Origin of the sequence: Clavibacter sp. VKM Ac-2873 (genome assembly GCF_015351075.1) — a bacterium.
In the GTDB taxonomy this organism is placed as follows: Bacteria; Actinomycetota; Actinomycetes; order Actinomycetales; family Microbacteriaceae; genus Clavibacter.
Genome location: NZ_JADKRS010000001.1, coordinates 1,313,888 through 1,325,894 on the forward strand (window position 1 = coordinate 1,313,888; position 12,007 = coordinate 1,325,894).

17 protein-coding genes are annotated in these 12,007 nt (G+C 74.1%); 11 read left to right on the top strand and 6 right to left on the bottom strand.

Features of this window, described 5'->3' with window-relative positions:
• Positions 1-245: 245 nt before the first annotated feature.
• On the top strand, positions 246-716 hold the full coding sequence (locus ITJ44_RS06005; RefSeq protein WP_194633800.1) for a hypothetical protein: 471 nt from the start codon (positions 246-248) through the stop codon (positions 714-716).
• Between the two features lie 381 nt (positions 717-1,097).
• On the top strand, positions 1,098-1,463 hold the full coding sequence (locus ITJ44_RS06010) for a hypothetical protein (RefSeq protein ID WP_194633801.1): 366 nt from the start codon (positions 1,098-1,100) through the stop codon (positions 1,461-1,463).
• Positions 1,464-1,498: 35 nt separating this feature from the next.
• On the opposite strand, the gene ITJ44_RS06015 is transcribed toward ITJ44_RS06010, so the two are convergent.
• A complete protein-coding gene (locus ITJ44_RS06015) occupies positions 1,499-2,140 on the bottom strand; it encodes a GNAT family N-acetyltransferase (RefSeq protein WP_194633802.1) in 642 nt (213 codons plus the stop codon).
• A 67-nt stretch (positions 2,141-2,207) separates the two neighbouring features.
• Entirely contained in the window at positions 2,208-2,897 is a 690-nt protein-coding gene (locus ITJ44_RS16070) for a hypothetical protein (protein ID WP_194633803.1), read from the bottom strand.
• A gap of 147 nt (positions 2,898-3,044) precedes the next feature.
• Here ITJ44_RS16070 and ITJ44_RS06025 point away from each other — a divergent pair, with 147 nt between their 5' ends.
• The 5 genes from ITJ44_RS06025 to ITJ44_RS06045 all read left to right on the top strand — a co-directional run bounded on the left by ITJ44_RS06025 (position 3,045) and on the right by ITJ44_RS06045 (position 7,133).
• Entirely contained in the window at positions 3,045-3,713 is a 669-nt protein-coding gene (locus ITJ44_RS06025) for a response regulator transcription factor (protein WP_194633804.1), read from the top strand.
• Positions 3,710-5,194: a HAMP domain-containing sensor histidine kinase gene (locus ITJ44_RS06030; RefSeq protein WP_194633805.1), complete on the top strand. Its 1,485-nt coding sequence runs from the start codon at positions 3,710-3,712 to the stop codon at positions 5,192-5,194. Before ITJ44_RS06025 ends, ITJ44_RS06030 begins: the two co-directional genes overlap by 4 nt.
• A gap of 67 nt (positions 5,195-5,261) precedes the next feature.
• On the top strand, positions 5,262-5,939 hold the full coding sequence (locus tag ITJ44_RS06035) for a hypothetical protein (protein WP_194633806.1): 678 nt from the start codon (positions 5,262-5,264) through the stop codon (positions 5,937-5,939).
• Entirely contained in the window at positions 5,926-6,153 is a 228-nt protein-coding gene (locus tag ITJ44_RS06040; protein ID WP_194633807.1) for a helix-turn-helix transcriptional regulator, read from the top strand. Before ITJ44_RS06035 ends, ITJ44_RS06040 begins: the two co-directional genes overlap by 14 nt.
• Positions 6,154-6,194: 41 nt before the next feature.
• Complete coding sequence (locus ITJ44_RS06045; RefSeq protein ID WP_194633808.1) at positions 6,195-7,133, top strand: alpha/beta fold hydrolase; 939 nt, start codon at positions 6,195-6,197, stop codon at positions 7,131-7,133.
• Between the two features lie 31 nt (positions 7,134-7,164).
• Here the strand turns inward: ITJ44_RS06045 and ITJ44_RS06050 are convergent, their stop codons facing one another.
• Positions 7,165-7,605, bottom strand: coding sequence for a BLUF domain-containing protein (locus ITJ44_RS06050; RefSeq protein ID WP_370551627.1), 441 nt, complete (start codon positions 7,603-7,605; stop codon positions 7,165-7,167).
• A 145-nt stretch (positions 7,606-7,750) separates the two neighbouring features.
• Between ITJ44_RS06050 and ITJ44_RS06055 the strand changes: the two genes are divergently transcribed.
• Together ITJ44_RS06055 and ITJ44_RS06060 are read left to right on the top strand one after the other, a co-directional pair.
• Positions 7,751-8,275, top strand: coding sequence for an AAA family ATPase (locus tag ITJ44_RS06055; protein WP_194633810.1), 525 nt, complete (start codon positions 7,751-7,753; stop codon positions 8,273-8,275).
• Positions 8,276-8,318: 43 nt separating this feature from the next.
• Positions 8,319-9,062 (top strand): phosphotransferase, encoded by a 744-nt coding sequence (locus tag ITJ44_RS06060; protein ID WP_194633811.1) that lies wholly within the window; start codon positions 8,319-8,321, stop codon positions 9,060-9,062.
• 55 nt (positions 9,063-9,117) lie between these two features.
• Here the strand turns inward: ITJ44_RS06060 and ITJ44_RS06065 are convergent, their stop codons facing one another.
• Positions 9,118-9,486: a VOC family protein gene (locus ITJ44_RS06065; protein ID WP_194633812.1), complete on the bottom strand. Its 369-nt coding sequence runs from the start codon at positions 9,484-9,486 to the stop codon at positions 9,118-9,120.
• A 61-nt stretch (positions 9,487-9,547) separates the two neighbouring features.
• Between ITJ44_RS06065 and ITJ44_RS06070 the strand changes: the two genes are divergently transcribed.
• Entirely contained in the window at positions 9,548-9,994 is a 447-nt protein-coding gene (locus tag ITJ44_RS06070) for a MarR family winged helix-turn-helix transcriptional regulator (protein WP_194633813.1), read from the top strand.
• Between the two features lie 84 nt (positions 9,995-10,078).
• On the top strand, positions 10,079-10,441 hold the full coding sequence (locus ITJ44_RS06075) for a hypothetical protein (RefSeq protein WP_194633814.1): 363 nt from the start codon (positions 10,079-10,081) through the stop codon (positions 10,439-10,441).
• Between the two features lie 21 nt (positions 10,442-10,462).
• Here ITJ44_RS06075 and ITJ44_RS16005 read toward each other — a convergent pair whose 3' ends face one another.
• The gene (locus tag ITJ44_RS16005; RefSeq protein WP_011931910.1) at positions 10,463-10,591 is read right to left on the bottom strand and encodes a hypothetical protein; all 129 of its coding nucleotides are present in this window, start codon (positions 10,589-10,591) and stop codon (positions 10,463-10,465) included.
• A gap of 92 nt (positions 10,592-10,683) precedes the next feature.
• Positions 10,684-11,973 carry an adenylosuccinate synthase gene (locus tag ITJ44_RS06080; RefSeq protein WP_194633815.1) on the bottom strand — a complete coding sequence of 430 codons (1,290 nt, stop codon included), beginning with the start codon at positions 11,971-11,973 and terminating at the stop codon, positions 10,684-10,686.
• Positions 11,974-12,007 lie beyond the last annotated feature (34 nt).

Genomic DNA, 12,007 nt, shown 5'->3' on the forward strand with positions numbered 1-12,007 from the left:
TGGAGCGGCCGTGCAGGGCGGTGCGCGGGACGGGGGCGCGACCGGCGCGTCGGATCCCCGGACGCCGTATGGTGAGCCCGTCGCCCTGCATCGCCGGGGCCGAACGACGCGCCGCCCGACATCCGAACGTCACGAGCACGAGCTGGTCCCCTCGATGCGCCGCCGCCGGAACCGGCCCGACGCGCCGATCCGCAGGACCGGGCACGGTTTCCCGACCGGTCCCGACGCTGCGTCCCGTCACACCGATGTGCACCTCCCGGAGGCACTCCATCCCCCACGCCCGCAGCTACCCCGCCGCCGAGGCCTCGCGCGTCCACTCGAGCGCACCGCCCCCGCCCCCGGACGCCGATCCCGGCAGCCGCAGCTACCTCGACTTCGCCGTGGTCGCCGAGGACGACGGCTGCCACTCCGTCGTCGTGACCTACGACCACAGCGCGTCCATCCCGCTCGCCCTCGGCTTCGCGTTCGATCGCGCGCAGACCCGCACCGTGCTCTACCCGCCGCTCGTCGAGGGCGCGACCCGCCGGACGCTGGCCATCGACGTCCAGATGCGCCGCGGACCCGGCGTGATCCGCGTGGCCGAGGGGCAGGACGACGCCCGGCTGCACGTGCACTCGCTGCGCGTCACGCGCGTCCGTCCCGGCGAGGACGCGGGCGCGGGGGTCGCCGTCCCGCCCGTGACGGACCCGCTCCCGCGCGAGCCCGACGCGGCCTAGAGCCTCGTCACCACGCACGGGCATGCACGCGGTCGATGCGCGCGGGTGCACGCGCCCCCGTATCTCCCCGCCCCTGGCGTTCCCTCACCCGAGGAGCTAGGTTCGCACCAGTCCCGAGCGGTTACCCGTCGCGGGGGACATCATGTGGCACCGCCGGAACGCGACTGCCCGGCGATGCGACAGCGATCACACCAGGTGCTCGCCCGAACCGGGCGCCGGGGAGCAGGGCCCGGCGCGCGGTCGCGCGTTCGTCGGGCTCGGGCTCGGTGACGCCCCTCTCGTCTCCTCTCCTCAGCGGCTCGCGCCGCCGGCACGACGGAGCACCGGATCAGCTCGCGCACGTGCCCATCCCGCAGCCGGACGACGAACGAGGAGATGCCCGTGACCGCGGAAGCCCCCATCCCGCTCGGCCGCCGCTCGATGGACCGCGGGGACATCGACCTCATGGTCGCGATCGCCTGGAACGCCGAGGGACATCAGCGCGGCCTCCGCCCGCTGGCGTGGGCGGTCGGCGACGCGGACTTCGTGCACTTCATCGGGAGCGCCGACGCCTACTCGCGGGCGGCGCGCCGCGAGATCATCGAGGACTGGATCGCCGAGCTCGGCCTGGCCGACGTCATCGACTCCACCGCTCCCCCGCTGCGCCGCGTCGGCGGCGACATGGTGTGGACCGGCGCCATCGACACCATCGGCATGCAGTTCCACTACCCCGCCGAGGCCTGCGACGCGGATCCGGACCCCGGCTGATCCGTCTCCCGTCCCGTCCTGCCGGGCGCGCCCGCTCAGGCCGCGGGCGTGCGGAACAGGACCGGTCGCCCCTCCTGGGCGGCGATGCGCGCGTCGAGGCCGGCGCGGACGGCAGGCCACTCCTCGGCGAGGATCGAGTGGATCGCGGCGTCGCGCCAGGTGCCGTCTGCGCGGAGCTGATCTCGGCGGCAGACGCCCTCGAAGGTCGCGCCGAGCTTGAGGATGGCGGCGCGGGAGTGCGCGTTGCGCGCGTCGGCCTGGAGCTTCACCCGCCCGAATCCCGCGTCGAAGGCGCGGCCGAGCAGGAGGCGCTTGGCCTCGGCGTTCACGACGGTGCCCCAGACGCGCGGGTCGTAGGCGGTCCAGCCGAGGTGCGCGCGCTCGCGGCGCACGTCGAGCTCGGTGAGGCTCGTGGTGCCGACGAGGGTGCCGTCGTGCGGGCCGCCGACGAGGATCACGGCGCACGGGAGGTCGTCCCAGCGGAAGTAGCCGCGGGCCCACGCCTCGAACTCCGCCGGGTCGGTGCGGAGGCCGGCCGGGCCGCCACCGAAGCCGCCCGCGAAGACGGCGGGGTGGGCTATGGCGGCGCGGAGGGCGGGGAGGTGATCCGGCGTGAGCGGGTCGAGCCGGACGTGGGTGCCGACGAGCGGGGCGGGCGCGGGGACGGTGGCGGTCACCCGGCCATGGTGGCAGACGCGCGGCCGGGACCCGCGGTGGTCGCGGGCCCCGGCCGGGTGATCCGTCCTAGCTGCCGGACGTCGCCGCGGGCGCGGGCGTCGTGGCGGGCGTGCCGCCCGACGTCGAGCCCTCGGAGGATCCGGGCGTCGTGGCGGGAGCCGCGGGACCGGCGGGCGGGGTCGGCGCCTTGCCGTCCGCGCCGACGGGCGGGGCGGGCGGCGCGCAGCCGTCCGCGGGCGGCGCGGGCGGGGTCGCGGGCGTGCCGTCCGCGTTCGTGGGCGGCGCGGGGACCGTCGCCGCGGATCCGTCCGCGTTCGTCGGCGGGGTCGGAGGCGTCGGCGGGGTCGCGGGCGTGCCGTCCGCGTTCGTGGGCGGCGCGGGGACCGTCGCCGCGGATCCGTCCGCGTTCGTCGGCGGGGTCGGAGGCGTCGCCGGGGTCCCGTCCGCGTTCGTCGGCGGGGCCGGGGGCGTGGATCCGTCGGGCCGCGTCACGGGCGCGGGCGGCGTCGAGCCGTCGGGCAGCGCGGGCGGGGCGGGGCAGGTCGCGGTCGTGCTGCTCCCGGATCCGGCCTGGCCGCTGGTGTCGCCGCCGTTCCCGTCGGCGAAGGCCGCCGAGGAGAAGAGCGCGACGAGCCCGAGGGAGGCGCCCGCGATGCCGACGGCGATGCCCGCGCGGCGCTTCCGCGGGGACGGGGTCGACGCGCCGGGCTTCCGATCCCCGGGCCGCTTCTCGAAGACGGTGATGGTGTCGTCCATGGTGGTCCTTCCGTGTCGCCGCGACGCGGGGTGCGCCGGCGGTCGGTGATCTCAGGCTCGGCGGCGGATCTGAAGTCCTCCTTAAGTTCCGCGCCCCGAACGGACATGCGGCCGGGAGCCCCCATCCGCGGCTCCTACAGTCGGGGCATGCTCCCTCCCGCACGCGTCCTCGTGGTCGAGGACGACGCCGCCATCCGCGCCGCCGTCGTCTCCACGCTCACCGCCGAGCGCTTCGTCGTCCGCGGCCTCGCATCCGGCGTGGAGCTCGAGGAGGAGGTCAAGGGGTTCCTGCCCGACCTCGTGGTGCTCGACTGGATGCTCCCCGGGCCGAGCGGGATCCAGCTGGCCGAGCGGATCCGCCGCTGGTGCGACGCGAGCGTCATCATGCTCACCGCCCGCGATGCCGTCGAGGACCGCCTGCGCGGCTTCGGACAGGGCGTCGACGACTACATCGTCAAGCCGTTCGCGCTCGCCGAGCTCGTGGCCCGCGTCGGCGCGGTGCTCCGGCGGCGCGGACGGCTCGCGTCCGTGGTGGAGATCGGCGACCTGCTGGTGGATCCCGACGCGGGCCTCGCCCGGCGTGGCGGCGAGCAGCTCGAGCTCACCTCGATCGAGTTCCAGCTCCTCGCCTACCTCGCCGCGCACCGCGGCCGCACGCTCTCGAAGACGCAGCTGCTCACGCAGGTGTGGGGCTACGACCAGGCCGACCCGAACCTCGTGGAGGTCCACATCAGCGCGCTGCGCAAGAAGATGGAGGCGCGCGGGCCGCGGCTCCTGCACACCGTCCGCGGGCTCGGCTACCGGGTGGAGGCGTGAGCGCGCGCGATCGCGGTCGTACCCGCGCTCGCGCCGTCGCCCTCGCGCCGGGCGCGCAGCTGCGCACCGGATCCCTCCGCGCCCGCACCGTCCTCGCGGTGCTCGCGCTCCTCGCCGTGCTGCTCGTGGCGCTGTCGCTCACGGTGCAGGCGATCCTCGGCGCGCAGCTGCGGCAGCAGATCCAGGACCGGCTCGCCGACCGCGCGTCGGCCGCCGCCGCGCTCGTGGGCGTGCTCGACGACGACGCGCTCGCCGAGCGGCTCAGCGCCCAGGGCGTGGCCGTGCAGATCACGAGCCCGGACGGCGGCGCCGTCTCGGTGCGGCCGGGCCGGGATCCGCTCGGCGCAACGCTGCCCGGGCCGGATCCGCTGGGCGAGGCGCCCGGCCCCGCCACGACCGCGGCCCCCACGACACGCGACGACGCGGTGACGGTGAGCGCCAGCTCGGTCAGCTCGTCGGCCGACGGCATCACCCTCCGCTCCGACCTCAGCGACGGCACGGTGCTCGAGCTGTCGGCGGGCACCGGATCCGTGGACGGCACGCTCGCCTCCCTCCGCGGGATCCTCGCGGTCGCCTCCCTGGTGTTCCTCGCGCTCGCGGCGGTCGCCCTCGTCGTCGTGGTGCGCCGGACCCTGCAGCCGCTCGAGGACATGACCGGCGTCGCCCGGTCCATCGGCCGGGGCGACCGGGGCCGCCGCCTCCGCCCCACCCGGCCGGGCACCGAGCTCGGCCGCACCGCGACCGCGTTCGACGAGATGCTCGACGACCTCGAGCACGCCGAGCGCCAGGCTCTCGCGGCCGAGGCCCGCATGCGCGCGTTCGTGGCGGACGCCGCGCACGAGCTGCGGACGCCGGTCGCCGGGATCCGCGCCTCCGCCGACGCGCTCGTGCGCACCGACCCGAGCGCCGAGGAGCGCGAGCGCCTGTCCGTGCACGTCGTGCGCGAGGCGATCCGCGCGGGCCGCCTGGTCGACGACATGCTCATGATGGCGCGCCTCGACGAGGGCCTCTCCGTCGAGGGCCGACCCGTGCGCGTGCCGCAGGTGGTCGAGCAGGCCGTCGCCCAGCAGGCGGCGCGCACGCCGGGGACGCGCGTCGTCGCCGACGTCCGCGGCGCTCCCCCTGCGGTGCGCGCGGATCCCGACCGGCTCGCGCAGATCCTCGACAACCTCCTCCAGAACGCCGCTCGCTACGCCGCCACCGAGGTGCGCGTCGAGGCGGAGGCGGCGGACGCGGCGACCGTCCGCATCACGGTCGTCGACGACGGCCCCGGCGTCCCCGACGCCGACCGCGAGCGGATCTTCGACCGCCTCGTGCGCCTCGACGACGGCCGCGACCGCCAGCACGGCGGCGCGGGCCTCGGCCTCTCCATCGCCCGCGCGCTCGCCCGCGCCCAGGGCGGCGACCTCGTCTGCCTGCCTGCCGTCACGGGCGCCGGCGCGCGCTTCCGGCTGACGCTGCCGGTGGTGGATGCGGGCTGAGGGCTTGCGCTCGGCACCCCGAGTGTTATCGAATGTCGATCACATCGAATATCGACAAGGGGACGTCATGGCGAGCACGGGGATCATCGAGAGCCGGCCGGTCCGGGAGCGGCCGCGCGTGCTGCGGGTCACGCGCTTCGTGCTGCTGCTCGTGATGACGGCGACGGTGATCGCGGATTCCGGCAGAGTCATCGGCACGCTGACGGGCAGGACCATCGCGCTCTCCGGGAGCGCACCTTCCGATCACCCGCTGACCTTCCTGCCCCAGATCACGCGAGCCGTGCCCGCCGATGGTGGGACGGGATCCCTCGGCGACGCGGACCTCCTGCTGCGCATCCTCGCGACAGCGCCGCCCCTCATCCACGCCGTGACCGTGGTCCTCGCCGTGGCGTGGCTGCTGCGAGCCATCCGCGGCGTGGCGCAAGGCCAGCCGTTCCACGGGTTCGTGATCGTCAATTGGCGCCGCCTCTCGGTGACCCTCCTCGCAGGAGGGCTCGCGCAAGGGTGCATGGACACGGTCGCCTACGCCTACCTCACGTCGCACCTCGGCTTCATCGCCCGCAGCGGCACGGGAACGGGAGCCGATCCCACGCAGTCGTTCCTGGGTTCGCGCTACGACGAGATCACCACGCAGCTTCCCACCTGGCCCGTCGACCTCCTCCTCGCCGGACTCGTCGCCCTGTCGCTCACGGCCGCGTTCCGCGCGGGCGCGCGCCTCACCGAGGACGCCGATGGCGTCGTCTGACCCGCACCGCATCGTCTGCCACCTCGACGCGGTGCTCCGGGCGCGCGGAATGACCCTCACCGAGCTGTCGACGCGCACCGGCATCACGATGGCGAACCTCTCCATCCTCAAGAACGACCGCGCCAAGGCCATCCGCTTCACGACCCTCACCCTCATCTGCGACGCGACGGGCGCGACCCCCGAGGAGCTGTTCTCGATCCGGCCGGCACGCTGATCCGCCCGGCCGCGTCACCACCACCGGCCTACGCTGACGACATGAGCACCGACGCCCACACCCCGCGCACCCTGTCCGACCACCGGCCCGAGGATGCGGAGGACTTCACCATCGAGGTCCCGGCGGCCCGGCTCTCGGCCGTGCGCGTGCCCGCCCGCACCGGGGATCCGGCGACGGCGCCCGTGGCGCTGCTCGTGCCCGGCTTCACGGGATCCAAGGAGGACTTCCTCCCCCTGCTCGGCCCGCTCGCCGAACGCGGCTTCACGGTGGTGGCGTTCTCGCAGCGCGGGCAGTGGGGATCCACCGGCCCCGGGCAGGCCGAACCGCCCGTGGACGCGTCCGGCTACGAGCTGGAGACCCTCGGTCAGGACGTGCACCACGTGGTCGACGCGCTGGCGGGCGTCGGCGGATCCGGCGGCCGTCACGTCGCGGCCGACGCGCAGCCGTCCGCGCCCCTCGGCCCCGTGCACCTGCTCGGCCACAGCTTCGGCGGCGTCGTCGGGCTCCAGGCGGTGATCCGCGATCCGGGCCGTTTCGCCAGCTACACGCACTGGAACTCGGGCCCCCGCAGCCGCGGCGACCGCTCGGAGGGCATCGCCGCGATCCGGGCGCACGGCAGCGCCGGCCTCTGGCCGCTCTGGTTCCTGCCCGAGCAGCTCGAGGGCGGCGACCCCGAGGTGGAGTGGTTCCGCACGCGCCTGTTCGGCACGGCGTCGGCGCAGCTGTTGGGCGCGCTGGAGATCATGCAGGCGCAGACCGACCGCGTCGACGAGCTCCGCGCGACGGGGATCCCGGTGCTCGTCTCCCACGGCGACGCCGACGACGCGTGGCCGAAGGACTGGCAGCGCGACATGGCCGAGCGCGCGGGCGCCCGCTACGAGGTGGTCGCCGACGCGGGCCACTCCGCCCAGGTCGACCAGCCGGAGGCGAGCGCGGACCTGCTCGCGGACTTCTGGCGGAGCGCGACGCCGTCGGCCTGAGCGGGGAGCGGGACCGGCGGGACCGCGCCCGTCAGGACAGCCGGCCGGTGTCCTCCTGGAACCAGCGGATCAGCTCGAGGAGCGCGGGCCGGATGGCATCGTCCGGACGCTCGCCCTGCAGGTCGTCGAACGTGGCGCGATAGCCGGGGATCCGCTCAGCCACGCGGGCGTCGTACTTCGCCATGCCCATCGTCCAGTCGGGGAACTGCCGCTCGGTGATGTGCTCCTCCATCAGCGTGGAGATGCGGCCGTGGCGGTCGTCGGCGAGGATCGCGTCCATGCGCTCCCGGACGTCCGCGTCCTCGCCCTCGATCAGCTGGAGGAAGCGCCCCTGCCGGTGCACGAGCAGGCCGGTGAGCCCGTGGGCCTCGTTGGTCGCGCGGCTCTGCGCGAGGAGCTGGGCGAGGTCGATGTCGTCGAAGGACCGCTCGGCGGTGCTGGAGTAGACGATGCAGAGCATGGAGGTCCTCACGGGTGCGCGGTGCCGCGCGTCGCGGGGCGGGACCGGATCCCGCCGCTCCCCCAGCCTGGTCCTCCGACCCGGCGGCGACCAGGGCGGGAGCGGATGCATCGCTCGGCGGATGCCGCCGGCGCACGGCCCGCGATAGCGTCCGGCCATGATCATCTGGCTCAACGGGACGCACGGGGTGGGCAAGACGACGACGGCGCGGCTCGTGCAGGAGCGGATCCCCGACAGCCGCGTGCTCGACGCCGAGAAGGTCGGCGAGGTGCTCATGGACATCCGGCCGCCGCTCCCGCAGCTGGACGACTTCCAGCACTGGACGCCGTGGCGGCCGCTCGTCGTCGAGACGGCCCGCCGCGTGCTCGACTACACGGGCGGCACGCTCGTGATGCCCATGACGGTGCTCGTCGAGGCGTACTGGCGCGAGATCAGCGACGGCCTCGCCGCGCACGGCATCCCGATCCGCCACTTCGTGCTGCACGCGGAAACCGCGACGCTCCGGGACCGGATCCAGCACGACCCGGACCTCGGCCCGTCCGCCTTCCGCTTCTCCCGTGTCGAGCCCTACGAGGAGGCCGCGCGCACCTGGCTGCATGCCGAGGCGGAGGTCGTGGACACGACGCGCATCACACCGGAGCGGGCCGCCGATCGGATCGCGGAGGCGGTGCTCGGGAGCTGACGACGCAGGAAGCCGCCGACAGCGCCGTGCGACACTCGACGCCGTGGATGAGGTCCGGGTGCTGGTCGCCCACAGTGAGCGGGCCACGATCCGCGTCGGAGACACGTTCCTGAAGATCGACGCCGACGGCCGACGGCTCGACCGCGAGGTCGCCGCCATGGGCCTGGCGCCCCTGCCGACCCCGCCGGTCCTCTGGCATCGGCCGCCGGTCCTCGCCCTAGCCTGCGTGCCCGGCCATGCGCTCGGACGACTCGGCGTGGAGGCCACGGCACCGGCCGCGGCATGGAGCGCCGCCGGCGCCGAGATCCGTCGACTGCACGACGCACCGCTCCCGCCGTGGCCGGCGAAGGCGCCCGCCGACCCGGCGGTGCGCGCGCGGCTCGACCGAGAATGCGCGTGGCTCGTCGAGAGCGGCACCCTCCCGGCCGCCGTCGTCGAGCGCAACCGCCGGATCTGCGAAGCGTCCTTCCGCCCGTGGCAGCCCGTCTTCGCGCACGGGGACCTCCAGATCGCCCACGTCTTCGTCGAGGAGACGACGGTGACCGGCGTCATCGACTGGAGCGAGGCCGGCCCGGGAGATCCGCTGGCCGACCTGGCCACGCTCACGCTGGGACACGAGGGCCGCCTCGCTGACGTGCTCGTCGGCTACGGGGCGGACGTCGATCCGGACGTGATCCGGGCACTCTGGTCTCGACGCTGCCTCACCGCGATCCGCTGGCTCGTCCAGCACGGCTTCGACCCGGCGCTGCCGGGATGCGAGGTGGACGTGCTGCTCTCCCGGATGTGAGTCTCAGCTCGCACGGCGCAGATCTTCGCGGGATCCTGGCCGCACAGCGCACGGGTCACGCCCTGTCGTGCAGCGTCACGTGGTAGCCGTCGGGGTCGGCGAAGGTGAAGGTGCGGCCGAACGGGCCGTCGATCGGCGCGGCGACGATGGTGCGGCCGTCGGCGACGAGCGCGTCGTGGATCGCCTGGACGTCGGTGGCGTGCAGCCAGAGGGCCGCGCCGATCCCGGGCTGCGGGGTACCCGCGATGTCGGTGCCGGGCACGACGTCGCGGAGCGCGAACGCGACGGGCGTCGTGGTGAAGACGACGGCGTGCGGGGGTCCGGCGGGCGAGCGGACGAGGCCGAGGAACCGCTCGTAGAAGACGCGCGAGGCGTCGAGGTCGGTGACCTGGAGCGAGATGAAGTCGGGGCCGGTGACGGGCATGGTGCCTCCTGTGTTCGATGTCAGATGCCTGACATGGAGGAGCGTATGTCAGACTGCTGACATGAGTCAAGGCGCCGACGGCATCGACCTCCCGACCTCGCTCGGCTACCTGCTCAAGGAGGCGGCGAGCGCACTGCGTGCCGCCATGGAGGAGGCGCTCCGCCCCCTCGGCATGACGATCACGCACTACTCGTGCCTGGAGCTCCTCGCCCAGCGCCCCGGATCCTCGAACTCCGACCTCGCCCGCGGCGCCTTCGTCACGCGCCAGTCGATGAACGTGCTGCTGAAGACCCTCGAGCGCGACGGGATCGTCACGCGACCGGCCGAAGAGGCGGTCGGTCGCGTGCAGCCGACGCGGCTCACCGCGACGGGCCGTCGACAGCTGGCGAAGGCGAGCGCGGCCGTGCGCGCGGTGGAGCTGCGGATGCTCGGCGACCTCAGCGACGCCGACCGCGAGGCGGCCACGCGGATCCTGCGCGGCATGGTGCACTCCTTGCGCGCTCACTAGAGAAGGGGATGCGTACAGCGTCGAGCCCTACTCCGACCGGGTACGCGCGGGCCAGCTGGGCGCGGGCGCGGCTAGCCTCGCAGCATGGGACCCGACTGGATCGAGCACCGGAGATCCGACGACCGCGAGCTCGTGGGGTGGATGGAGCCGGCCGGCGAGGGGTTCGTCGCCATCGACCTCCTCGGACGGCACCGGACGGGCGTCGTGGACTGGCTGGTCGCCGAGGAGGTCCTCGACGCGCTCGGGCTGGGGTACCTCGCCGACCCGCACGAGGTGAGGCTCGAGGACGGTTCGTGGCTGCGCGTGCGGATCGCCGAGGTGTCGCCCGAGGAGATCAGGGTGATGAAGGACGAGTGGGGCGAGACGACCGCGACGCGGCTGTCGTACACCGTGCCCTTCCCGGTGGACGAGGACCGGCTCCGCCCCGCGGATCCACTCGAGCGGTAGCGAGCCGCCCGCCGGGCCGGCCTACCGCTCGACGACGAGCCGCCTGAGCTCCGCCGACGACACGTACCCGAAGCGGTGCAGCTCGCGCCAAGCCGCGACGTACTGCTCTTGGCCCATGTCGAGATCCGCCTGCAGGCGCTCGCGGTTCATCGTGCGGGCGTCGGCGCGGCTGAGGAAGCGCGCGAGGTCCGACGCGTCCGTGCTGAGGCGGGCGTCGTCGGCCCAGCCGTCGTAGATCAGGGTCAGGCCTCGAGGAGGTCGTGCAGCACGACGACCTGCTCGCGCTCCGGGCCCACGCCGATGGCGGAGATGCGCGCGCCGCTCATGCGCTCGATGGCCGTCACGTAGTCCTGCGCGGCCTTCGGCAGGTCCTCGAAGCGGCGGCAGGCCGTGATGTCCTCCTGCCAGCCCGGGAACTCCTCGTAGATCGGGGTCGCGTGGTGGAAGTCGGACTGCGAGACGGGCACCTCGTCATGGCGCACGCCGTCGACGTCGTAGGCGACGCAGACCGGGATGGTCGCGAGGCCCGAGAGCACGTCGAGCTTGGTGAGCACGAAGTCGGTGACGCCGTTGATGCGCGCCGTGTAGCGCGCGATGGGCGCGTCGTACCAGCCGCAGCGGCGCGGGCGGCCGGTGGTGGTGCCGAACTCGAAGCCCTTGGCGCGCAGGTACTCGCCCGACTCGTCGTTCAGCTCCGTGGGGAAGGGGCCGGCACCGACGCGGGTCGTGTACGCCTTGACGACCGCGATGATCCGCTCGAGCCGGTTGGGCGCGACGCCGGAGCCCGTGGCCGCGCCGCCGGACGTGGCGCTGGAGGACGTGACGAACGGGTACGTGCCGTGGTCGATGTCGAGCATGGTGGCCTGGCCGGCCTCGAACAGCACGGTCTTGCCCGCATCGAGCGCGGCGTTCAGCTCGAGCGACGCGTCGCCGACCATGGGGCGCAGGCGCTCCACGTAGGAGAGGAGGCTCTCGACGATCTCCTCGGCCGAGATGGCGCGGCGGTTGTAGATCTTGACGAGCATGTGGTTCTTGGCGTCGAGGGCCGCCTCCACCTTCTGGCGCAGGATGTTCTCGTCGAAGAGGTCCTGGATCCGGATTCCGACGCGGTTGATCTTGTCGGCGTACGTGGGCCCGATGCCGCGGCCGGTGGTGCCGATCTGGCGCTTGCCGAGGAAGCGCTCCGTGACCTTGTCGATGGTGCGGTGGTAGTGCGTGATGACGTGCGCGTTGGCGCTCACGCGGAGCTTGGAGACGTCGACGCCGCGGGCGGCGAGCGCGTCCAGCTCGTGGAACAGCACCTCGATGTCGACGACGACGCCGTTGCCGATGACGGGCACGACGCCCGGCGTGAGGATGCCCGACGGCAGCAGGTGCAGCGCGTACTTCTCGTCGCCGACGACGACCGTGTGGCCGGCGTTGTTGCCGCCGTTGAACTTCACGACGTAGTCGACGCGGCTGCCGAGGAGGTCGGTCGCCCGTCCCTTGCCCTCGTCACCCCACTGGGCTCCGATGATCACTACTGCGGGCATGGCTCACTCCTCGTCGGGGCGGGTCGGTCGGGGT

What these genes read in the sequence shown, in the direction of transcription:
- ITJ44_RS06080 (WP_194633815.1), bottom strand. Translation starts at nt 11,973, where the DNA reads ATGCCCGCAGTAGTGATCATCGGAGCCCAGTGGGGTGACGAGGGCAAG.
- ITJ44_RS06025 (WP_194633804.1), top strand. Translation starts at nt 3,045, where the DNA reads ATGCTCCCTCCCGCACGCGTCCTCGTGGTCGAGGACGACGCCGCCATC.
- ITJ44_RS06065 (WP_194633812.1), bottom strand. Translation starts at nt 9,486, where the DNA reads ATGCCCGTCACCGGCCCCGACTTCATCTCGCTCCAGGTCACCGACCTC.
- ITJ44_RS06045 (WP_194633808.1), top strand. Translation starts at nt 6,195, where the DNA reads ATGAGCACCGACGCCCACACCCCGCGCACCCTGTCCGACCACCGGCCC.
- ITJ44_RS06040 (WP_194633807.1), top strand. Translation starts at nt 5,926, where the DNA reads ATGGCGTCGTCTGACCCGCACCGCATCGTCTGCCACCTCGACGCGGTG.
- ITJ44_RS06055 (WP_194633810.1), top strand. Translation starts at nt 7,751, where the DNA reads ATGATCATCTGGCTCAACGGGACGCACGGGGTGGGCAAGACGACGACG.
- ITJ44_RS16005 (WP_011931910.1), bottom strand. Translation starts at nt 10,591, where the DNA reads ATGAACCGCGAGCGCCTGCAGGCGGATCTCGACATGGGCCAAGAGCAG.
- ITJ44_RS06035 (WP_194633806.1), top strand. Translation starts at nt 5,262, where the DNA reads ATGGCGAGCACGGGGATCATCGAGAGCCGGCCGGTCCGGGAGCGGCCG.
- ITJ44_RS06070 (WP_194633813.1), top strand. Translation starts at nt 9,548, where the DNA reads ATGAGTCAAGGCGCCGACGGCATCGACCTCCCGACCTCGCTCGGCTAC.
- ITJ44_RS16070 (WP_194633803.1), bottom strand. Translation starts at nt 2,897, where the DNA reads ATGGACGACACCATCACCGTCTTCGAGAAGCGGCCCGGGGATCGGAAG.
- ITJ44_RS06005 (WP_194633800.1), top strand. Translation starts at nt 246, where the DNA reads ATGTGCACCTCCCGGAGGCACTCCATCCCCCACGCCCGCAGCTACCCC.
- ITJ44_RS06075 (WP_194633814.1), top strand. Translation starts at nt 10,079, where the DNA reads ATGGGACCCGACTGGATCGAGCACCGGAGATCCGACGACCGCGAGCTC.